Annotated in this window: 17 protein-coding genes; 6 read left to right on the forward strand and 11 right to left on the reverse strand. The window is 71.8% G+C overall.

Features of this window, described 5'->3' with window-relative positions:
- Positions 1-55 precede the first annotated feature (55 nt).
- Genes AB0469_RS25585 through AB0469_RS25600 form a run of 4 tightly spaced genes read right to left on the reverse strand, consistent with a single transcriptional unit; the run spans position 56 to position 3574 of the window.
- Positions 56-775: an ABC transporter permease subunit gene (locus tag AB0469_RS25585; RefSeq protein ID WP_042818919.1), complete on the reverse strand. Its 720-nt coding sequence runs from the start codon at positions 773-775 to the stop codon at positions 56-58.
- An 18-nt stretch (positions 776-793) separates the two neighbouring features.
- Positions 794-1705 (reverse strand): ABC transporter ATP-binding protein, encoded by a 912-nt coding sequence (locus AB0469_RS25590; RefSeq protein WP_042818920.1) that lies wholly within the window; start codon positions 1703-1705, stop codon positions 794-796.
- Positions 1702-2589 (reverse strand): ABC transporter permease, encoded by an 888-nt coding sequence (locus AB0469_RS25595; protein WP_366453771.1) that lies wholly within the window; start codon positions 2587-2589, stop codon positions 1702-1704. The genes AB0469_RS25590 and AB0469_RS25595 overlap by 4 nt, the downstream gene beginning before the upstream one ends.
- Complete coding sequence (locus AB0469_RS25600; RefSeq protein WP_366453772.1) at positions 2579-3574, reverse strand: ABC transporter ATP-binding protein; 996 nt, start codon at positions 3572-3574, stop codon at positions 2579-2581. Before AB0469_RS25600 ends, AB0469_RS25595 begins: the two co-directional genes overlap by 11 nt.
- 222 nt (positions 3575-3796) lie before the next feature.
- Between AB0469_RS25600 and AB0469_RS25605 the strand changes: the two genes are divergently transcribed.
- From AB0469_RS25605 to AB0469_RS25615, 3 genes are all read left to right on the forward strand, one after another.
- Positions 3797-4672 (forward strand): M24 family metallopeptidase, encoded by an 876-nt coding sequence (locus AB0469_RS25605; protein ID WP_366453773.1) that lies wholly within the window; start codon positions 3797-3799, stop codon positions 4670-4672.
- 5 nt (positions 4673-4677) lie between these two features.
- Positions 4678-6453 (forward strand): SDR family oxidoreductase, encoded by a 1776-nt coding sequence (locus AB0469_RS25610; RefSeq protein ID WP_366453794.1) that lies wholly within the window; start codon positions 4678-4680, stop codon positions 6451-6453.
- Between the two features lie 213 nt (positions 6454-6666).
- Positions 6667-7581 carry a MerR family transcriptional regulator gene (locus AB0469_RS25615; RefSeq protein WP_366453774.1) on the forward strand — a complete coding sequence of 305 codons (915 nt, stop codon included), beginning with the start codon at positions 6667-6669 and terminating at the stop codon, positions 7579-7581.
- A 115-nt stretch (positions 7582-7696) separates the two neighbouring features.
- On the opposite strand, the gene AB0469_RS25620 is transcribed toward AB0469_RS25615, so the two are convergent.
- Positions 7697-8482 (reverse strand): MIP/aquaporin family protein, encoded by a 786-nt coding sequence (locus AB0469_RS25620; RefSeq protein WP_366453775.1) that lies wholly within the window; start codon positions 8480-8482, stop codon positions 7697-7699.
- A 131-nt stretch (positions 8483-8613) separates the two neighbouring features.
- Here AB0469_RS25620 and AB0469_RS25625 point away from each other — a divergent pair, with 131 nt between their 5' ends.
- Positions 8614-9153, forward strand: coding sequence for an RNA 2'-phosphotransferase (locus AB0469_RS25625; RefSeq protein ID WP_366453776.1), 540 nt, complete (start codon positions 8614-8616; stop codon positions 9151-9153).
- A 38-nt stretch (positions 9154-9191) separates the two neighbouring features.
- Here AB0469_RS25625 and AB0469_RS25630 read toward each other — a convergent pair whose 3' ends face one another.
- Positions 9192-10094 (reverse strand): LLM class flavin-dependent oxidoreductase, encoded by a 903-nt coding sequence (locus AB0469_RS25630; RefSeq protein WP_366453777.1) that lies wholly within the window; start codon positions 10092-10094, stop codon positions 9192-9194.
- A gap of 93 nt (positions 10095-10187) precedes the next feature.
- On the opposite strand from AB0469_RS25630, the gene AB0469_RS25635 reads away from it, so the two are divergent.
- On the forward strand, positions 10188-11069 hold the full coding sequence (locus tag AB0469_RS25635) for a Cof-type HAD-IIB family hydrolase (protein ID WP_366453778.1): 882 nt from the start codon (positions 10188-10190) through the stop codon (positions 11067-11069).
- A 36-nt stretch (positions 11070-11105) separates the two neighbouring features.
- Here AB0469_RS25635 and AB0469_RS25640 read toward each other — a convergent pair whose 3' ends face one another.
- From AB0469_RS25640 to AB0469_RS25655, 4 genes are read right to left on the reverse strand one after another with little or no spacing between them, the layout of a single operon-like run.
- Complete coding sequence (locus tag AB0469_RS25640) at positions 11106-12842, reverse strand: GAF domain-containing protein (protein ID WP_366453779.1); 1737 nt, start codon at positions 12840-12842, stop codon at positions 11106-11108.
- A 37-nt stretch (positions 12843-12879) separates the two neighbouring features.
- Positions 12880-16419, reverse strand: coding sequence for a thiol reductant ABC exporter subunit CydD (gene cydD, locus AB0469_RS25645; protein WP_366453780.1), 3540 nt, complete (start codon positions 16417-16419; stop codon positions 12880-12882).
- Between the two features lie 44 nt (positions 16420-16463).
- Positions 16464-17465: a cytochrome d ubiquinol oxidase subunit II gene (gene cydB / locus AB0469_RS25650; RefSeq protein WP_366453781.1), complete on the reverse strand. Its 1002-nt coding sequence runs from the start codon at positions 17463-17465 to the stop codon at positions 16464-16466.
- Between the two features lie 18 nt (positions 17466-17483).
- Complete coding sequence (locus tag AB0469_RS25655; protein WP_366453782.1) at positions 17484-18989, reverse strand: cytochrome ubiquinol oxidase subunit I; 1506 nt, start codon at positions 18987-18989, stop codon at positions 17484-17486.
- 214 nt (positions 18990-19203) lie between these two features.
- Between AB0469_RS25655 and AB0469_RS25660 the strand changes: the two genes are divergently transcribed.
- Positions 19204-19572, forward strand: coding sequence for a cyclophilin-like fold protein (locus AB0469_RS25660; protein WP_366453783.1), 369 nt, complete (start codon positions 19204-19206; stop codon positions 19570-19572).
- Between the two features lie 3 nt (positions 19573-19575).
- On the opposite strand, the gene hisC is transcribed toward AB0469_RS25660, so the two are convergent.
- Positions 19576-20655: a histidinol-phosphate transaminase gene (gene hisC / locus AB0469_RS25665; protein WP_366453784.1), complete on the reverse strand. Its 1080-nt coding sequence runs from the start codon at positions 20653-20655 to the stop codon at positions 19576-19578.
- Positions 20656-20786 lie beyond the last annotated feature (131 nt).

Raw genomic sequence — 20786 nt, forward strand, 5'->3', positions numbered from 1 at the left:
GTGCCCCGCCTGGCTGGTGGGCCGGGCGGGGCACGGTTCGGACCTCCGGCGGCGGCTACTCCTCGCCGGCCAGGGTGAGGCGGCGGAGCTTCTGGCCCGCGTACGCGGTGGCGCCGACGGTGACCGCGACGAGCAGGAGCACGGCGGTGGGCAGGCCGACGCTGGAGTCGACGTACCCCTGTCCGGCGATCTTCTCGGCCAGGGCCAGGGCCCACTGCTGGACGCTGAGGGTCTTGGCACCGGAGACGAGGCTGCCGAAGAGGGACTCCCAGATCAGGGCGTAGACCAGGCCGAAGACGACCGCGTGCCGGCTGACGGTGCCCAGCAGCAGGAAGAGGGCGCTGTAGGCGATCGAGGCGACGAGCGCCGCGACGGTGTAGGCCACGGCGATCTGCTGGCCGTTGCCGTTGAGGATGAAGCCCGCGATCAGTGTCGGGACGGCGGAGAAGGCCATCGTGACGGCGATCGCGACGATCAGCTTGGTCATGATGATCGTCGGGCGCTTCACCGGCTTGGAGAGCAGGTAGACGATCGAGCCGTCGTCGATCTCCGGGCCGATGGCCCCGGTGCCGGCGATGACGCCGATCAGCGGGACCATCGTGGCGAGCGCGAAGCCGCCGAGCAGTTCCGCGGCGACCTTGTCGTCCACCCCGGTGAAGAAGCGGACGGCGACGGAGATGACGATCAGCAGGGCGGGCAGCGCGAAGAGGATCGCGGCCCGGCGGCGGCCGAGCAGGGCCCGGTAGGTGAGCCGGGCGACGGTGGGCTCGTACATGGTGGTTGCCAGCTCCTTTCAGGCCGTGACGAGGTAGGAGAAGACCGACTCGAGGGACTCGTCGGAGGGCGAGACCGTCAGCAGCCGGATGCCGTGCGCCCGGGCGACCCGGGGCAGCAGCTCGGTGAACCGGCCGAAGTCGACGGCCTGGATGCGCAGGGCGCCCTCCTTGAGGTCTACCTCGATCCCGGCGGTCGACGGATCGGCGATCAGCGCCGCGGCGAGGGCCCGGTCGTCGGAGGAGCGGACGAGGTAGCGGTGCGGGCGGTCCGTCATCAGGCGGCGGATCTTGCGGAAGTCCCCGGACGCGGCGTGCCGGCCGGCGACGACCACCTCGATGTGCGAGGCGAGCTGCTCGACCTCCTCCAGGATGTGGGAGGAGAACAGGACGGTCCGGCCCTCGTCGCCCATCCGCCGCAGCAGGTCCATGAGCTGCATGCGCTGGCGCGGGTCCATGCCGTTGAAGGGCTCGTCGAGCAGCAGCACCGACGGCTCGTGGACCAGCGCGGAGGCCATCTTCACGCGCTGGCGCATGCCCTTGGAGTACGTGGCGATCTTGCGGTCCTGGGCGTACTCCATCTCGACGGTCGCCAGCGCCCGCTGGGCCGCCGCGTCGTCGAGCCCGTGGAGCTCGGCGTTGGCGACGACGAACTCCCGCCCGGTGAGGAAGTCGTACATCGCCTCGCGCTCGGGTACGACGCCGATCTGGCGGTAGACCTGCTCGTTGCGCCAGATCGGGGCGCCGTCGAGGGTGACGGTGCCGGTGGAGGGGGCGAGGAAGCCGCCCATCATGTTGATGAGGGTGGACTTGCCCGCGCCGTTGGGGCCGAGGAGGCCGGTGACGCCGGGGCCGATGCGCATGGTCACGTCGTTGACGGCGACGACGTTCCCGAACCAGCGAGAGGCGTGGTCGATGTCGATGGTGGTCACAGCCCGGCCTTCCGGTAGCGGGCCATCAGGGCGGCGTAGGAGCCGGCGATGAGGCCGAGGATGACGAGCAGGTAGACGACGCCGGTGCCGGCCGAGGGGCCCTCGCCGCCCGGGAAGGCGGAGGTCGCACCGAGGAACGCGGTCTGCACGCCGTCGATCAGGGTGATCGGGGAGAAGAGGCCCAGCCACTCGATGGGACCGGTGTTCCCCGTCCCGTAGGCGACCGCCTGCACCGTGGAGACGGCACCGTAGGGGATGAGCAGCATCGCGATGACCGCGGCCACGCCGAAGCCGCGACGGGGGGTGAGCGCGGCCATGACCAGGCCGAGTCCTGCGAAGAGCAGCGACAGCAGGAGTACCGACACCAGTGCCTGCCCGAATCCCTTGGTCTGGTGACCGAAGTCGAACTTCGCCAGCAGCGAGCCGATCCACATGATCAGCAGCGGGGTGGCGGTGAGGATGAAGAGGGCCGAGGCCATCGCGGCGTACTTGGCCACGACGTAGTCGACCCGTTCGATGGGCCGCGAGAAGTACAGCGGCACCGTCTTGAAGCGCAGGTCCCGCGAGACCGACTGGGGTGCCTGGGACGCGAGGTAGAGGCCGATGACCACCTGGGTGGTCAGGGCGTACGTCGTGTACTTGATCGGCAGGTCGGTGGAGCCGGGCACGGCGATGGCCACGGCGACGATGATCAGCGCGGGGACGCACATCACCGCGAAGAGGATCATCGGCAGGACCTTGGACTTGGCGGAGCGGCCCAGCCCGTACGCCCCGCGCAGCGACTGCGAGAAGAGCGAGGTGCGGGCGTAGGAGCGGCCGAGCCGGGGACCGTCGTAGGACCGGTAGCCGATGTTGTGGATCTGGGTGGAGGTCTCAGGCGCCATCGGTACCGGCTCCCCTCTGCTGGATCTGGATCCGCTGCGCGGACTGGTCGCTCTCGCGGAAGACCTCCGCGATGTGGTGGCGGCGCTGTTCCATGCGGACCAGGCCGACACCGAGGTCGGCGACGGTGTCGCGTACGACGTCGTAGGTGTCCTCGCCCGTCGCCTCGACGAGGAGGATGTGGCCGGCTCCGGGCAGGCCCTGCTCCTCGCCCGCGTGGAGGGTGATGCCCGCCGCCGTGAGCGCCTTGCGCAGGGCGGCCGTTCCGTCCGGGTGTGCGTCGGAGTCGGTGACCTCGACCGCCAGGGTGGTCGTGGTCTGGGTGAAGTCGCTGGTCGAGCTGGAGCGCAGCAGCTTGCCGCCGTCGATGACGACGACGTGGTCGCAGGTCCGCTCCAGCTCGCCGAGGAGGTGGGAGGTGACCAGGACGGAGATGCCGAAGTCGGTGTGGACGCGGCGGATCAGGCCGAGCATCTCGTCGCGGCCCACCGGGTCGAGGCCGTTGGTCGGCTCGTCGAGGAGGACCAGCTGCGGGTCGTGGACGAGCGCCTGGGCGAGCTTGACGCGCTGTTTCATGCCGGTGGAATAGCCGCCGATGGGGCGGTAGCGCTCCTCGTACAGCCCGACGTGGCGCAGGGTGTCGGCGGTCCGCTCGCGGGCGGCCGTCGGCGGCAGCCCGGACATGCGCGCCATGTGGACGACGAACTCGGTCGCCGAGACGTCGGGCGGCAGGGCGTCGTGCTCGGGCATGTAGCCGACGCGCTCGCGGATGGCACTGCCGTGCGTGGCGACGTCCAGTCCGAGTACGGCGGCGCGTCCCTCGGTGGCCGGGGACAGCCCGAGCAGGATCTTGATCAGCGTGGACTTGCCGGCTCCGTTGGCGCCCACGAGCCCGGTCACTCCGGGGCCGATGTCCAGGGAGAGCCGGTCGAGGGCGGTCACTCGGGGGTACCGCTTGCTCAGGCTTTCGGTCGCGATGACAGTCACGGGTCCGACGTTAGTGCCGGGGCCCGGCCGGGTCGTCAGACCTGGAGCGGGACCCTCTCTCCGCCTTGAGGACTACGCACCCTGACACGAGGCTGACGTCGCCGGGCGGTCCGCGGAGTTGTCCACAGGTCCGTGCACGACCCTTGACGTGATCTCCGGTCATTGTCACATTCATCAGTGTCAACTTTCGGCGCGTACGGCTGACGAGGACGGACGGCTGGCATGGCTGGGGACACGGACACGAGGGAACGCACCGCGCACGGCCCGGTGCGGCTCACCGCCGAGCTGCGCGGCTTCAGGGAGGTCCAGCGCCTCGCGTACGAGTGCGCCGAGACGGTGGCGGCGCAGCTGCGACCCGGGGTGACCGAGCGCGAGGCGGCCCGGATGCAGCGCGAGTGGCTGCGCGAGCGGGGGGTGCGGGACTGGTTCCACCTGCCCTTCGCGTGGTTCGGGGACCGCACCGCCTTCGCGGGCTTCAGGATCCCGCTCCAGTTCTTCCCCACCAACCGGAGGCTGGAGCCGGGGATGCCGTTCATCCTGGACATGGCGCCGGTCCACCGCGGTTACGCGGCCGACATCGGCTACTCGGGCAGCCTCGGCCTCAATCCGGTGCAGGACCGGCTGATGTCCGACCTGCGGCCGCACCGCGCGCTGATCCTGGAACAGGTGCGCGAGCGCCGCCCGCTGCGCGAGATCTACGAGAACGTCGAGCGGCTGATGACCCGCCAGGGGTACGCCAACCGGCACCGGGCCTATCCGTTCGGAGTGATCGCGCACAAGATCGACCGGGTCGGGGAGCGCCGCTGGTCCCCGACCGCGTTCGGGTTCGGCGTCCAGTCCCTCAAGGGGCTGGCCTCCGACGCCCTGCACGGCCACCGCGAGGGCTGGTCCCCGCTGTGGAGCCCCTACCGCTTCTCCGACCATCCGCCGCAGCCCGGCCTGTGGGCGGTGGAGCCGCACCTGGGCTTCCGGGGCACGGGGGCGAAGTTCGAGGAGATCCTGGTCGTCACCGACTCCCGGGATCCCGAGGAGAGCGCGTTCTGGCTGGACGACGACCTGCCGCACGTGCGGCGCTGGACCGAGGAGAAGGCGGCATGAGCGGGATGAGCGGTACGGCCCTGGCGGGCGCGCGCGAGCGCCGGGTGAGCACGGGCGGGATCGAGCTGTGCGTCGTCGAGCTCGGCGAGCCGGACCGGCCCACCGTGCTGCTGGTGCACGGCTACCCGGACAGCAAGGAGGTCTGGTCGGAGGTGGCCGAGCGGCTCGCGGCCCGGTTCCACGTGGTGTTGTACGACGTGCGCGGCCACGGCCGGTCCTCGGCCCCGGTCCCGCTGCGCGGGGGCTTCACCCTGGAGAAGCTGACCGACGACTTCCTGGCCGTGGCGGACGCCGTCAGCCCGGACCGGCCCGTGCACCTGGTGGGCCACGACTGGGGCTCCGTCCAGGGCTGGGAGTTCGCGACGGTCGCCCGCACCGAGGGCCGGATCGCCTCCTTCACCTCCATGTCCGGCCCCTCCCTCGACCACTTCGGGCACTGGATCAAGAAGCGGATGGCCCGGCCCACCCCGCGCCGGGCCGCCCAGCTGCTGAACCAGGGCTCGAAGTCCTGGTACGTGGGCATGCTGCACACCCCGGTGCTGCCGGAGCTCGCCTGGCGCGGCCCGCTGGGCAAGCGCTGGCCGAGGATCCTGGCCCGCCTGGAGGATGTCCCGGCCGGCCCCGCCTATCCGACGGCCTCGCTGCGCTCGGACGCGGCGCACGGTGCATGGCTCTACCGCGACAACGTCCGGCCGCGCCTGCGCCGGCCGCGCGCCGACGCGTTCGCGCACGTGCCGGTGCAGCTGATCACCCCGACCGGGGACGCCTTCCTCTCCGAGCGGCTCTACGACGACCTGGAGCGGTGGGCCCCGGACCTGGTGCGGCGCACCCTGCCGGCGAAGCACTGGATCCCCAGGACCCGGCCCGACCAGGTGGCCGCCTGGATCGGCGAGTTCGTCACCGCCCGGGAGGAGCCCACGGCCAAGGCCCCGGAGCGGAAGGCCCCGGGCAAGTACGCCGACCGGTTCGCGGGGCAGCTGGTACTCGTCACCGGCGCCGCCAGCGGCATCGGGCGGGCCACCGCCTTCGCGTTCGCCGAGGCCGGGGCCCGGGTCGTGGCCGTGGACCGGGACGGCGAGGGGGCCGCCCGCACCGCCGAGATGGCCCGGCTCGTCGGCGCCGCCGACGCCTGGGGGGAGTGCGTCGACGTCAGCGACGAGCAGGCGATGGAGAAGCTCGCGGCGAAGGTCGCCGCCGAGTACGGCATCGTCGACGTGCTGGTGAACAACGCCGGCATCGGGCTGTCGGGTTCCTTCCTCGACACCTCTTCCGAGGACTGGAAGAAGGTCCTCGACGTGAACCTGTGGGGGGTCATCCACGGCTGCCGGATCTTCGGGAGGCAGATGGCCGAGCGCGGTCAGGGCGGGCACATCGTCAACACCGCCTCCGCCGCCGCCTATCTCCCCTCGCGGACCCTGCCCGCGTACAGCACCTCCAAGGCCGCGGTGCTGATGCTGAGCGAGTGCCTGCGCGCGGAGCTCGCGTCCCGGTCGATCGGGGTCTCGGCGATATGCCCGGGCATCGTGAACACCAACATCACGGCCACCTCCCGGTTCGCGGGGGTGGACGCGGCCGAGGAGAAGCGCCGCCAGGAGCGGTCCTCGCGGCTGTACGGGCTGCGGAACTTCCCGCCGGAGAAGGTCGCCGACGCGGTCCTGCGGGCGGTGGTGGAGAACCGGGCGGTGGTGCCGGTGACCCCCGAGTCCAAGGGCGCGCTGTGGATGTCCCGGTTCATGCCGAACACGCTGCGCAGGATCGCGAGGCTGGAACCCCGGCTGTGAAGCGGGCTCCGGCCGGCCCGGCCCCGGCCGGCCGGAGTCCGGGTCCGCCGCGTACCGGGCCCGGCACGGACGTACCCCGCTCCATCCTGCGGTCGTACCATCCCTCGCAGGAGGGCTCGCTGCTCAACGCGGCCGAGTACCTGGCGGCGCCTCCTGCCGCCCGGACCGCGGCGGGCGCGGTCGGCCCAGCCGCCATGTCGTAGGGAGCCGGGATTGTCCGATCAGGCGCCAGCCGAGTACCGGATCGAGGATCTGGCCCACCACAGCGGGGCGACCGTGCGCACGATCCGTGCGTACCAGGACCGCGGCCTGCTGCCGAAGCCGGAGCGGAGGGGCCGGTCCAACGTGTACCGGGACACGCATCTGGCACGGTTGCGCCAGATCGCGGACCTGCTGGACCGCGGCTACACCCTGGCCTCCATCAAGGAGCTGCTGGAGGCCTGGGACGCCGGGCGCGGGCTGGGCGGCGTACTCGGCCTGGTCGCGGAGGTGCACGGGCCGTGGACCGACGAGGAGGCCGACCGGATCAGCCGGGAGGACCTCGACGCGCGGTTCGGCGGCCTGCCCGACGAGGGCGCGGTGGACGAGGCCTGCGACCTCGGGGTGCTGGAGCGGATCCCGGGCCGCCCGGACGAGTTCCTGGTGCCCTCCCCGCAGGAGTTGGCGGTCGCTGCCGAGCTGTACGCGGCCGGGGTGCCCCTCGGGGCGATCACCGGTCATCTGCGGGAACTGCGCGGGCAGGTGGAGCACATCGCCTCGCGCTTCCTGGAGTTCACCACCGAGCACGTCTTCGGCCGCTATCTCGGTCAGGTGCCGCCGACGGACTCGGACGCGGCGGAGGCGGCGACGATGGTGCGCAGGCTGCGGCCCCTGGCGCAGCAGACGGTCGATGCCGAACTGGCGCGGGCGATGCGGCTGTTCGCGACCCGGCACCTCCAGCGCCACCTGGGCGCCCCGGGCGCACTCCAGCCGACGGGGCCCGCACCGGTGGCGCTGCCCGCGGAGACGGTGCGGGCGGTGCAGGAACTGGTGGGCCCGGAGCACGTGGCGGAGTTCGTCCGGGCCGCGACGGAACGCGAGCTCCAGGCCCGGACGATGAACGATCTGGCCAGCAGGGGCGGCCGGTAATGCTCGATCGGTAGTCCACAGGCGACCCCCGGGGCGAATCGCTCAGATGGCGGCGAAACCCGCCGAAACGGTTGTGGACAACTCGCCTTTCCCTGTGGGCAACACGGAGGGTGCGTCAGACGATCACCTCGAACCCCGCACCGGGACGCGGCATATCGGCCAACGGGTTCTGCACGTCCGGCTGCCCGGAGGACGCCGGCCCGGACACCGCCCGGCCGCGCTCGCGCCCGTAGAGGAACGTGGCCAGGGCGAGGCCGAGGACACCGCCGGCCAGCTGCGCCGCGACGAACCCGGGCAGCGACTGCGGGGCGATGCCGGTGAAGGAGTCGCTGAAGGCGCGGCCGATCGTGCCGGCCGGGTTGGCGAAGGAACCCGACGAGGTGAACCAGATCGCGGCGGCGATGTACGCGGCGACCGCGACCGGGATGAGCCTCGGGCGGCCGATGCGGCCGAGCCCCTGGATGACCAGCACCAGTCCGGCGGTCGCGACGATCTCACCGATCAGCAGGTGGCCGCCGTCGCGGACCTGGGTGGAGAAGGTCCCGGGGGTGCGGCCGAACATCACCTCGGCCAGGACGGCGCCGCCGACGGCCCCGGCGGTCTGTGCGACGGCGTAGGCGAAGGCCTCCCGGGCGTCGAGCCCCTCGCCGCCGGTGCGCCGGGCCCACCAGGCGGTGAGGGTGACGACGGGGTTGAGATGGGCGCCGGACAGGGGGCCGAAGAGGGTGATGATCAGCCCCAGGCCGATGGCGGAGGCCAGCGAGTTCGCGACGAGGGCGACACCGGTGTCGCGGCTGAGGGACGCGGCCTGGATGCCGGACCCGATCACCACCACGAGCAGGCTCGCGGTGCCGATGAGCTCGGCAGCCGTGCGCCGCAGCAGTGAAGCCTTATTTGTCATAGTTTCTCCCTCTGGGTAGCCGTACAGCGGAAAATATATTCCGCATCTTGGAATGGCGATAGAGGGGCTGCGGGCGCTGCCGAGGGGGAAAATGCCTGTCGGAGACCCGATCGAGGCGGCACGCTGGGCACATGGACGAGAAACGTGCCGTGAAGGTGTCCAAATACGTCTCGAAACACCTGCGGCATCAGCCGGAACGCATCGGACTGACGCTCGACCCACAGGGCTGGGTGGAGATCGACGACCTGCTACGCGCGGCGGCGGCGCACAGGTTCCCCTTCAGCCGCGCCGAGCTGGACCACGTGGTCGCCGCCAACGACAAACAGCGGTTCGCCGTCGAGGGCACCCGGATCAGGGCCAGCCAGGGCCACACCGTCGCGGTGGACCTGGGCCTGCCGGAGGCGGAACCGCCCGCGTACCTCTACCACGGCACCGTCGCGCGGGCCCTGGACTCGATCCGCGCCGAGGGCCTGCGCCCGATGGCCCGCCACCACGTGCACCTGTCGCCCGACCGTGAGACGGCGACCCGCGTGGGGGCACGCCGGGGCCGCCCGGTGGTCCTCGCGGTGGACGCCGGCGCGATGCGCGCGGCCGGGCACGTCTTCCGGGTCAGCGCCAACGGAGTCTGGCTGGCGGACGCCGTACCGCCGGAGTTCCTGCGCTTCCAATAGCGGCGCGGGAACCCCGGTCGGAGGGCCGGGGCCGGTCGTCAGGCGCCCAGCTGGGAGAGCGCCTCGGTGGCGATCCGCTCGAAGACGCTCTCGTCGGCCGCGAAGTCGGAGTCCGGGATCGGGGCGTGGACGACCAGCTCGGTGAAGCCCAGCTCACGGTGGCGGCCGGCGAAGTCGACGAACGCGTCCACGGATTCCAGCATGCTGCTGCGCTCCGGGGTGAACCCCGTCAGCAGGACCCGCTCGATGGAACCGGGCTCCCGCCCGATCTCCGCCAGGGCCTTCTCCAGCTTGCCGACCTGACCGCGCAGAGCCTCCAGCGACTGCTCGGGCGTGCCTTCGAAGACCCTGGGGTCACCTGCGGTCACCCAGGCCTGGCCGTACCTGGCCGCCAGCTTCACACCGCGCGGGCCGGTCGCGGCGACGGCGAACGGCAGCCGCGGGCTCTGGACGCAGCCCGGGATGTTGCGGGCCTCCTCGGCGGAGTAGAAGGTGCCCTGGTGGGTCACCGCCGCCTCGGTCAGCAGACGGTCCAGGAGCGGGACGAACTCGGCGAAGCGGTCCGCGCGCTCACGCGGGCTCCACTCCTCCTGCCCCAGGGCCGTCGCGTCGAAGCCGTTGCCGCCCGCACCGATACCGAGGGTGATCCGGCCGCCGGAGATGTCGTCCAGGGACATCAGCTCCTTGGCCAGGGTCACCGGGTGCCGGAAGTTCGGCGAGGTGACCAGAGTGCCCAGGCGGATCCGGTCGGTGACGGCCGCAGCGGCGGTCAGGGTGGGCATCGCGCCGAACCAGGGGCCGTCGCGGAAGGTGCGCCAGGTCAGGTGGTCATAGGTGTAGGCGGTGTGGAACCCGAGCCGCTCGGCCCGCTCCCACTGGTCACGGCCGCCGTCGTGCCACGGACGTACCGGCAGGATCACGGTGCTCAAGCGAAGACTCATGGCGCCGAGCCTACGGTGCGAGCCGCTCCCGCGCTGTGAGCCACGTTTCACGTGAAACATCTCCTCCCGATCATGGTGAACGGGTGGGAACCCATGGGCGAAGATGGAGCGGTGACCTCGGCTCCCCAGCGCCCGGACGGGCCCTTCCCCGCACCCCGGCTCATCGCCACCGACCTCGACGGCACCCTGCTGCGCGACGACAAATCCGTCTCGCTGCGCACGGTGGCCGCGCTCGCCGCCGCCGAAGAGGCCGGAATCGAGGTCTTCTTCGTCACAGGCCGCCCGGCCCGGTGGATGGACGTGGTCAGCGATCACGTCCACGGGCACGGCCTGGCGATCTGCGCGAACGGCGCCGCCGTGGTCGACCTGCACGCCGGCCGGGAGTTCGTCCAGGTGCGGGCCCTGCCCCGGGCCACCGCGCTCACGGTCGTCGACACCCTGCGCGCGGCCGTCCCCGGCACCTCCTTCGCGGTCGAGATGACCACCGGCATCAACTACGAGCCGGCCTACCCGCCCTTCTTCCAGGACCCGGGTGCCACCGTTGCCACCGCCGAGAAGCTGCTGCGCGAGGAGGCGGACGAAAGCTCCGCACCGGTGCTCAAGCTGCTCGCACACCACGCCGAGCTGACCCCGGACGAGTTCCTCGCCCTGGCCCGCGCGGCCGCCGGAGCCTACGCCTCGATCACCCGCTCCAGCCCGACCGCCCTGCTCGAGATCAGCGCGCTCGGCGTGTCCAAGGCCAGCACCCTGGAGCTGTGCTGCGCCGAGCGCGGCATCTCCCCGGCCGAGGTCGTCGCCTTCGGCGACATGCCCAACGACGTCGAGATGCTCCGCTGGGCCGGCTCCTCGTACGCGATGGGCAACGCCCACCCGGACGTGATAGCGGCCGCCTCGGGCCGCACCGTGGACAACAACGAGGACGGGGTCGCCGTCGTCATCGAGCGCATCCTCGCCGAACGCGCCGCGCGCGCCTGAGCGGACCGCCCGGCCCGGCCCCGCAGAACGGACCGTCTAGAGCGGGGCCTCCCACACCAGGGCGGTCCCGCCGCCGTCCTCCCCGATCCCCGGCCCGTACCAGCTGGAGCCGCCCAGGGACTCGGCCCTGCGGCGCAGGTTGCGCAGACCGCTGCGGCGCCCGCCCTCCGGGATGCCCACCCCGTCGTCGGCGACCTCCAGCCGCACCCCGGGCCGGCCGTCGGAGAGGCTGACGGTGGAGTCGACCACCACCTCGATCCGGGACGCGTCCGCGTGCCGGAAGGCGTTCGACAGGGCCTCGCGCAGGGCGGCGATCAGGTTCTTGCCGACCAGCTCGCCCACGGCGGCGTCGATCGGCCCGACAAACCGGTGCGCGGGTTTGAAGCCCAGCGGGACGGCGGCCATGTTGATCTCCCGCAGCACACGGGTGCGCAGCCCCGACGGGGCCTCCGCCGGGCCCTGCTGGAGAGCGAAGATCGCGGTGCGGATCTCCTGGATCGTCACGTCCAGCTCGTCCACGGCCTTCCCCACCCCGTCGCGGACCTCCGGGACGATGGAGCGGCGCTGCGCGCCCTCCAGCATCATCCCGGTGGCGAACAGCCGCTGGATGACCAGGTCGTGCAGATCACGGGCGATCCGGTCGCGGTCCTCGAACACCGCGAGCCGCTCCCGGTCGCGCTGGGCCTCGGCCATCATCAGCGCGAGGGCCGCCTGGGAGGCGAACTGCGTGGCCAGGGTCCGCTCCGCCTCGGTGAAGGGCCTCGTGCCCCGGGCCCGCGGGGTGACCAGCGCCCCCAGCACCCGCCCGCCGCTGTGCAGCGGGAGCATCATGCAGGGCCCGTACTGGCTGGTGAGCCTGCTGATCATGCGGGGATCGACGGAGGCGTCCTCCACGAAGACCGGCTCACCCCGCAGGAGCTGGACCACCACCGGGCTCTCGGCGGGGATCACCACCCCGAGCGAGGTCGCCGGGTCGTCGGCGGAGACGGCGACGATCTCCATCCCGCCCTCCTCCGCCGGCAGCATCACGATCCCGGCGGCCGAGTCGGCGAGGTGGCGGGCCTGCTCGGCAACGACCGCCAGCGCGTCGTCCGCGTCCCCGCCCGACAGCAGGGCGGTGGTGACGGCGACCGAGCCGTCGATCCAGCGCTCCCGCTGGGTGGCGGCCTCGTACAGCCGGGCGTTGCCGATGGCGATACCCGCCTCCGTGGCCAGCACCCGGACCATGTGGACGTCGTAGTCGTTGAACTCGCCACCGCCGTTCTTCTCGGCGAGGTAGAGGTTGCCGAAGATCTCCCCCTGCACCCTGATCGGGACACCGAGGAAGGTCTTCATGGGCGGGTGGTGCGGGGGGAAGCCCGCCGAGCGCGGATCCTTCGTCAGATCGGCGAGACGCACCGTGTCGGGATGGGAGATCAGCGCGCCGAGCAGGCCCCGCTTGCCGTCCGGACGGTGGCCGATCCGCTGCGCCTGCTCGGCGCTGAGCCCGAAGGTCACGAAGTCCGAGAGCCCGGGGCCGTCCGTGTCGACGACACCGATCGCCGCATAGCGGGCGTCCGCGAGCTCGGCGGCCGTCTCGCAGATACGGTCGAGCGTGGAGTGCAGTTCGAGACCGGTCCCCACGGAGCGCATGGCCTCCAGCAGTTGCGGGACCCGAGCGGTCAGCTCGGTGGACAGCCCTTGGAGGCTGCGGGTGGCCCGGGTGGCGGCCTCCATCGGGTCCTGCGGGTGCCGGGCGGGCTCCGACGATTCCTGCGACTCCTGCACTGACATGCTCTTGAGCCTAGTTAGTCCCGTTTAGGAGGGAAAGTCAGCCCAGGGAGTCGGCCGGAATCGCACCTGCCCGCCGCTCCCGCTCCAACAGGCTGCGCAGCGGACCCTCGACGGCCGCCAGCTCGGCGTACGGCCCGCGCTGCACGACCGCGCCCCGGTCGAGCACGAGCACCTCGTCCACCGCGTCCAGCCCGGCGAGCCGGTGCGTGATCAGCACGGTGGCCCGCCCCTCGGTCGCCCTCAGCAGGTCCGCCGTCAGGGCGTCCGCGGTCGCCAGGTCCAGGTGCTCGGCCGGCTCGTCGAGGACGAGCACGGGGAAGTCCGCGAGCAGGGCCCGGGCCAGGGCGAGCCGCTGGCGCTGGCCGCCCGAGAGCCGCTGCCCGTGTTCGCCGACCAGGGTGTCGAGCCCGTCCGGCAACCCGTCGGCCCACTCCAGCAGCCGGGCCGCGGCGAGCGCCTCCCTCAGCTGCGCCTCGTCCGCGCCGGGCCGGGCCAGCCTCAGGTTCTCGCGGACCGAGCTGTCGAAGAGGTGCGCGTCCTGGGCGCACAGGCCCACGAAGCGGCGTACGGCGTCGCCGTCGCAGGCGCGGGCGTCCGTCCCGCCCAGGGTGTACGCGCCCTCGCGCGGGTCCAGGAGCCGCAGCAGGACCTGGGCCAGCGTGGTCTTGCCCGAGCCCGAGGGTCCGACGACGGCGATGCGCCGGCCCGCCTCCAGGGTCAGGTCCAGCCCGTGCAGCGCGTCCCGCTCCTGGCCCGCGTGACGGGCGGCGAGTGCCGTGAGCCGCAGCGGGAACGGCGAGGACGGCGGCTCCTGCGGCTCGGCCGGCTCGGCGACGGGCACGGGCGCGTCGATGACCTCGTACACCCGCTCGGCGCTACGGCGCACCCGCTGCCGGTACTGGACGGCCGCCGGCAGCCCGACGACCGCCTCGAACGCGGCGAGCGGGGTCAGGACCACCACCGCCATGGCCACGCCCGACAGCCGGCCGTCCGCTACGGCGCCGGCACCGGCGAACGCGGCGCACACCACGGTGAGCCCGCACACCAGGGCCGAGAGTCCGCCGCCCAGTCCGGCGGCCGCGGCGCCGCGCGAGGCGATCCGGGTGAGCGCCCCGTCGGCGTCCCGCGCCCTGGACTTCCGGTCGGCGAGGGCCCCGGCGACGGTGAGTTCGGCGGTGCCGGTCAGCAGGTCGGCCACCCGGGTGGCGAGCTCGCCCCGGGCGGGCGCGAGCCGCCGTTCCGCACTCCGCGAGCAGGCCCCGCTGACCAGCGGAACCCCGATCCCGGCCAGCAGCAGCCCCACCGCGAGCGCCGCGCCCGCCCCGGGCAGCAGCCAGGCCGTGAAGGCCACCGATCCGGTGCCGACGAGCACCGCGGTGCCCACCGGCAGCAGCCAGCGCAGCCAGTAGTCCTGGAGGGCGTCGGCGTCGGCCACCAGCCTGGACAGCAGGTCACCACGCCGCTGCTCGCGCAGTCCGGCGGGCGCGATCCGCTCCAGCCTCCGGTACACCGCGACCCGCAGGTCGGCCAGCATCCGCAGGACGGCGTCGTGCGACACCAGGCGCTCGGCATAGCGGAAGACGGCCCGCCCCAGGCCGAAGGCCCGGGTCGCCGTGACGGCCACCATCAGGTACAGCACGGGCGGCTGCTCGGACGCCCGGGAGATCAGCCATCCGGACACGGCCATCAGCCCGACGCTGCACCCGACGGCCAGCGCCCCGAGCAGCAGCCCGAGCCGGAACCGTCCCCGCCATGCCGCGGCCACGGCCCGCACCCGGCGCAACGGGTCACCACCGCCGGTCTCCGCGCCCCCGCCGCCGGCCCGTTCCCGGGCGGTCCCGAGAATCCACTCCCCGGGATCGGACATCCCGGCCGCGGTGCGCGGGGCCGCCGTGGCGACCGGGACCGGGGACGTGCTCTGCGCCGCCGCGTCCGGGGCACCCTCGCCCACCGCCACCACCCGGTCGGCGACCGCCAGCAGCGCCGGGCGGTGCACCACGAGGAGTACGGTCCGCCCGACCGCGAGACGCCGCACGGCGTCCACGACCGCGGCCTCGGTCTCCCCGTCCAGGGCGGCCGTCGGCTCGTCCAGCAGCAGCACCGGCCGGTTCGCGAGGAACGCCCGCGCCAGGGCCAGCCGCTGGCGCTGCCCCGCGGACAGGCCGGTGCCGCCCTCGCCGAGCAGGGTCCGCGTGCCGCGCGGCAGGGCGGAGACGAACTCCCAGGCCCCCGCGTCCCGCAGTGCCGCGTCCACCGCGTCGTCATCGGCCCCGGGCCGCGCCAGGCGGACGTTCTCGGCGATGGTTCCGGCGAACAGGTGCGGCCGCTGCGGCACCCAGGCGATCCGCTCCCGCCACTGTGCGAGGGAGAGCTCGGCCAGGTCCGTACCGCCGACGCGTACCCGCCCGGCCGTCGGCGTCACGAAGCCGAGCAGCACGTTCAGCAGGGTGGACTTGCCCGCCCCGCTCGGTCCGGTGAGGGCCACGCACTCGCCCGGCCCGACGACGAGCGACACCGGCCCGGGGGAGGAGGCGCTGCGGCCCTCGTGGCGGACCTCGACCGCGTCGAGCTCGATGACGGGTGCGGCGGCCGGGACGGCGGTCCCGGCGCCCGGGCCGGGGACCGGCGTCTCCAGGACGGTGAAGATCTCCTCCGCCGCGGCCAGTCCTTCGGCGGCCGCGTGGTACTGGGCCCCGACCTGCCGCAAGGGCAGATAGGCCTCCGGAGCCAGGATCAGGATGACGAGGCCCGTGTACAGGTCCAGCTCCCCGTGCACGAGCCGCATGCCGATGGTCACCGCGACGAGCGCCACCGACAGGGTGGCGAGCAGTTCGAGGGCGAAGGAGGAGAGGAAGGCGATGCGCAGCGTGCGCATCGTGGCCTGGCGATAGTCGTCGGTGATCTTGCGGATCGATTCGGCCTGCGCCTTGGCCCGCCCGAAGACCTTCAGCGTCGGAAGGCCCTCCACCACGTCGAGGAAGTGCCCCGAAAGCCGCGAGAGCAGCCGCCACTGGCGGTCCATCCGGCTCTGGGTGGCCATCCCGATGAGGATCATGAACAGCGGGATCAGCGGGAGGGTGACGACGATGATGGCCGCCGACACCCAGTCCTCGGTGACGATCCGGGCGAGGACCGCCACCGGCACCACCACTGCGAGCCCCAGCTGGGGCAGGTAGCGGGAGAAGTAGTCGTCGAGCGCGTCCACGCCCCGGGTGACGAGGGACACCAGGGATCCGGTCCGCTGCCCGCCGAGCCAACCCGGCCCGAGGTCCGCGGCCCGGTCGAGCAGCCGGCCGCGCAGCTCCGACTTGACCGCTGCGCCGGCCCGGTGCGCGGCCAGCTCGGTGAGCCAGGCCACCAGCCCGCGCCCGAGCGCCACTGCCGCGAGCAGCAGCAGTGGCGTCCGCAGGGCCCCCGCGCCGAGTCCCCGCTCGAAGGCTCCGACCACGATCTCGGCGATGAGCATCGCCTGGCCGACGACCAGCCCCGCCCCGGCGAGCCCGAGAGCCACCACCGCCCCCAGGAAGAGGCGGGTGGAGCGGGCGTACCGGAGCAGGCGCGGGTCGATCGGTTTCACGTGAAACATCCCCTCGGCAGGGTCGGGCGGGGGTCGCGCACGGCTCAGTGCGCGTCGGCGATGTGCTGCGTACCGATCCGCTTGCGGAACACCCAGTACGTCCAGCCCTGGTAGAGCATCACGAGCGGAGCGGCCACACCGGCGCACCAGGTCATGATCTTCAGGGTGTACGGGGTGGACGAGGCGTTGGTGACCGTGAGGCTCCACGCCTCGTTCAGCGAGGACGGCATGACGTTCGGGAACAGCGTGAGGAAGAGCATCGCGACGGCCGCCGCGATGGTGATCCCCGACAGGGCGAAGGACCAGCCCTCCCGGCCCGCCAGGTTGCAGCCGATGGCGGCAACCAGCGCGGCCACGGCGACGGCCATGGCGATCAGGCTCCGGCCGTCACCGCGCGAGACCTGGGTCCAGATGAGGAAGGCCAGGGCCAGCACGGCAGCCACCGCACCCAGCCGGGTCGCCAGCGCACGCGAGCGGTCCCGGATGTCACCGACGGTCTTGAGCGAGGCGAACACCGCACCGTGGAAGGTGAACAGGGTGAGGGTGACCAGCCCGCCGAGGAGCGCGTACACGTTGAGCAGGTCGAAGAGGCTTCCGACGTACTCCATGTGCTGGTCGATCTTCACTCCGCGGACGATGTTCGCGAAGGCCACACCCCACAGGAAGGCGGGGATCAGCGAGGCCCAGAAGATGGCGTGTTCCCAGTTGGTCTGCCACCGCTCCCCGGACCGCTTGTGCCGGTACTCGAAGGCGACACCCCGGACGATCAGGCAAACCAGGATGAGCAGCAGCGGCAGGTAGAAACCGGAGAAGAGGGTGGCGTACCACTCCGGGAAGGCGGCGAAGGTGGCGCCGCCCGCCGTGAGCAGCCAGACCTCGTTGCCGTCCCAGACGGGCCCGATCGTGTTGATCAGGACCCGCTTCTCGGTGCGGTCGCGCGCGAGGAGCTTGGTGAGTACGCCGATGCCGAAGTCGAAGCCCTCCAGGAAGAAGTAGCCGGTCCACAGGACGGCGATGAGTACGAACCAGACGTCGTGAAGCTGCATGGTGTGCTCCCTCCTGCCTCAGTACGAGAAGGCCATCGGCCGGTCGGCGTTCTTGTCGTCCCCGCCGATCCTGGCGGGCGGGTTGAGGTCGGCCTCCGTCAGCTCGGGCGGGCCGGCCTTGACGTACTTCACGAGGAGCCTGACCTCGATCACGGCGAGGACGGCGTAGAGCAGCGTGAAGCCGATCATCGAGGTGAGCACCTCGCCCTGCGAGACGTTCGGCGAGACCGCGTCCCGGGTGCGCAGGACTCCGTAGACCACCCAGGGCTGACGGCCCATCTCCGTGAAGATCCAGCCCCACGAGTTGGCGAGCAGCGGGAAGCACATGGTCCAGAGCGCGACGAGCCAGTAGAGCTGCGAGAACTTCGGGCTGAGCGCCTTCTTGAAGAGGACGAGATGGGGGACCTCGTCCTCTCCGGTGCGCAGCGCGGGCGGCAGCAGGAAGCGCTTGCGGGTCAGCCACAGCCCCAGCACGCCGATGCCGAGGGAGGCCATGCCGAAGCCGATCATCCAGCGGAAGCCCCAGTAGGCGACGGGGATGTTGGGCCGGTAGTCGCCGGGGCCGAACTTCTCCTGCTCGGCCTTGTTGACGTCGTTGATGCCCGGGACGAAGGAGTCGAAGTCGTTGTTGGCCAGGAACGACAGCAGGCCCGGGATCTCGATGGCCACCTTGTTGTGGCCCTTGTCGACGTCGCCGTAGGCGAAGACGGAGAAGGGCGCGGGGGCCTCGCCGTCCCACAGGGCCTCGGCGGCGGCCATCTTCATGGGCTGCTGCTTGAACATCACCTTGCCGAGCATGTCCCCGCTGAGGGCGGTGCCCATTCCGGCGATGATCATGACGACCAGGCCGACCCGCAGCGAGCTGCGCATCACGGGGATGTGCTTCTTGCGGGCGAGGTGGAAGGCGGAGATGCCCACCATGAAGGCGCCGCCGACCAGGAAGGCGGCCGTGATGGTGTGGAAGAACTGGGTGAGCGCGGTGTCCTGGGTGAGGACGCGCCAGAAGTCGGTGAGCTCGGCCCGGCCCCGCTCCTCGTTGATGCGGTAGCCGACCGGGTGCTGCATCCAGGAGTTCGCCGCGAGGATGAAGTACGCGGACAGAACGGTGCCGAGCGAGACCATCCATATGCAGGCCAGGTGGATCTTCTTCGGCAGCTTGTCCCAGCCGAAGATCCACAGACCGATGAAGGTCGACTCGAAGAAGAAGGCGATCAGCGCCTCGAAGGCCAGCGGCGCTCCGAAGATGTCTCCCACGAATCGCGAGTAGTCGGACCAGTTCATACCGAACTGGAACTCCTGGACGATGCCGGTGACGACACCCATCGCGATATTGATCAAGAAAAGCTTGCCCCAGAACTTCGTGGCCCTGAGGTATTTCTCCTTCTCGGTGCGCACCCAGGCGGTCTGCAGGCCGGCAGTCAGCGCGGCGAGCGAGATCGTGAGCGGCACGAAGAGGAAGTGGTAGACGGTGGTGATGCCGAACTGCCAGCGCGCCAATGTCTCAGGCGCCAAAGCTAGGTCCACGTCGTCTGCTCCTTGTCGTCGCCGTGGTCACAGCGGGCAGTCTGCCTGGCGGGTTCCCCCCATAACGGGAGGAAGCAGGACACGCTTGTGAACGCGTTCACATTCACAAGCATTATGTCCTACACGCTTTGGCCGGAAACAGGCGGGGTACCCCCTTGTGCTCCCCGAGCCCGGACCCCTAGCCAAGAAATTCAACAGATTGTTGAATAGCTCCATGAAGATTCGCATCTCATGGCCTGCGGGCCTGCTCACCGCGACCCTCGACGAGACCCCGACCGGCAAGGCGCTGGCCGCGGCCCTTCCGATCTCCGCCTCCGCGCACACCTGGGGCGAGGAGGTCTACTTCGACACGGGCGTGTCCGTGGACCTGGAGCACGACGCCCGGCAGGTCGTGGAGCCCGGCACGGTCGCCTTCTGGACCGAGGGCGACGCCCTCGCGCTGCCCTACGGCCCCACGCCCATCTCGCGCGGGGGCGAGAGCCGCCTGGCGAGCCCGTGCAACGTGCTCGGCTCGTTCGACGGCGACCCCCGCCTCCTGGCCACCGTCCGCGACGGCGACCCCATCCGCGTGGAACTGGTCTGACGACTACAGCTCCTTGAAGAAGGCCTCCGCCGTGTGCAGGAAGAGGTCGTTCGCCTCGGTCTCACCGATCGTGACCCGAAGGCCCTCGCCCGCGAAGGGCCGGACCACCACACCGGCCTTCTCGCAGGCCGCCGCGAACTCGGCGGTCCGCTCCCCCAGCCGCATCCAGACGAAGTTGGCCTGGGTGTCCGGCACCGTCCAGCCCTGCGCGAGCAGCGTCTCGTGCACACGGTTGCGCTCGCACACCAGCGCACCGACCCGGCCCATCAGCTCGTCCTCGGCGCGCAGCGAGGCGACCGCCGCGTCCTGTGCCAGCTGGCTGACACCGAAGGGCACCGCCGTCTTGCGCAGCGCCGCCGCGACCGGCTCGTGCGCCACCGCGAACCCGACGCGCAGTCCGGCCAGGCCGTAGGCCTTGGAGAACGTGCGCAGCACGGCGACGTTGGGGCGGTCGCGGTAGATCTCGATGCCGTCCGGCACGTCGGTGTCGCGGACGAACTCGCGGTAGGCCTCGTCCAGCACCACCAGGACGTCCGAGGGCACGCGGTCCAGGAACCGCTCCAGCTCGGCGCGGCGCACGGCGGTGCCGGTGGGGTTGTTGGGATTGCAAACGAAGATCAGCCGCGTCCGCTCGGTGATCGCGGCGGCCATCGCGTCCAGGTCGTGGACGTCCCCGTCGGTCAGCGGGACCTGCACGGACGTGGCGCCCGAGATCTGCGTGATGATCGGGTAGGCCTCGAAGGACCGCCAGGCGTACATGACCTCGTCACCCGGGCCGGCCGTCGACTGGATCAGGGACTGGGCCACGCCCACGGAGCCGGTGCCCGTGGCGATGTGCTCGGCGGGCACCCCGAAGCGCTCGGCCAGCTCGTTCACCAGGCCGGTGCACGCCATGTCCGGGTAGCGGTTGAAGCGGCCGGCGGCCTCGACCGCCGTCTCCAGGACCCCCGGAAGCGGCGGGTAGGGGTTCTCGTTCGAGGACAGCTTGAAAGCCACGGCCCCACCCTGTGCGGCGGGCTTGCCGGGCTTGTAGGTGGGGATGCCGTCCAGCTCGGCGCGCAGCTTCGGGCTCTTCTCGCTCACCGCAGGTCCTCCTCGACCGTCCCGTCGACGTCTCCGTCGACTCAATACTGCTCACCATATGAGGATTCCGCCGATCCGAGAATGGCGGGCGCCAGGAACACGGGGGGAGCGCGCGCATATATGCGCGCGCC

Origin of the sequence: Streptomyces sp. NPDC093801 (genome assembly GCF_040701585.1) — a bacterium.
Classification (GTDB): Bacteria; Actinomycetota; Actinomycetes; order Streptomycetales; family Streptomycetaceae; genus Streptomyces.

Coding starts and splice junctions, on each gene's coding strand:
- AB0469_RS25640 (WP_366453779.1), bottom strand. CDS start 12,842: ATGTCAGTGCAGGAGTCGCAGGAATCGTCGGAGCCCGCCCGGCACCCG.
- AB0469_RS25620 (WP_366453775.1), bottom strand. CDS start 8,482: ATGACAAATAAGGCTTCACTGCTGCGGCGCACGGCTGCCGAGCTCATC.
- AB0469_RS25585 (WP_042818919.1), bottom strand. CDS start 775: ATGTACGAGCCCACCGTCGCCCGGCTCACCTACCGGGCCCTGCTCGGC.
- AB0469_RS25630 (WP_366453777.1), bottom strand. CDS start 10,094: ATGAGTCTTCGCTTGAGCACCGTGATCCTGCCGGTACGTCCGTGGCAC.
- cydB (WP_366453781.1), bottom strand. CDS start 17,465: ATGCAGCTTCACGACGTCTGGTTCGTACTCATCGCCGTCCTGTGGACC.
- AB0469_RS25660 (WP_366453783.1), top strand. CDS start 19,204: ATGAAGATTCGCATCTCATGGCCTGCGGGCCTGCTCACCGCGACCCTC.
- AB0469_RS25605 (WP_366453773.1), top strand. CDS start 3,797: ATGGCTGGGGACACGGACACGAGGGAACGCACCGCGCACGGCCCGGTG.
- AB0469_RS25595 (WP_366453771.1), bottom strand. CDS start 2,589: ATGGCGCCTGAGACCTCCACCCAGATCCACAACATCGGCTACCGGTCC.
- AB0469_RS25635 (WP_366453778.1), top strand. CDS start 10,188: ATGGGCGAAGATGGAGCGGTGACCTCGGCTCCCCAGCGCCCGGACGGG.
- AB0469_RS25610 (WP_366453794.1), top strand. CDS start 4,678: ATGAGCGGTACGGCCCTGGCGGGCGCGCGCGAGCGCCGGGTGAGCACG.
- AB0469_RS25625 (WP_366453776.1), top strand. CDS start 8,614: ATGGACGAGAAACGTGCCGTGAAGGTGTCCAAATACGTCTCGAAACAC.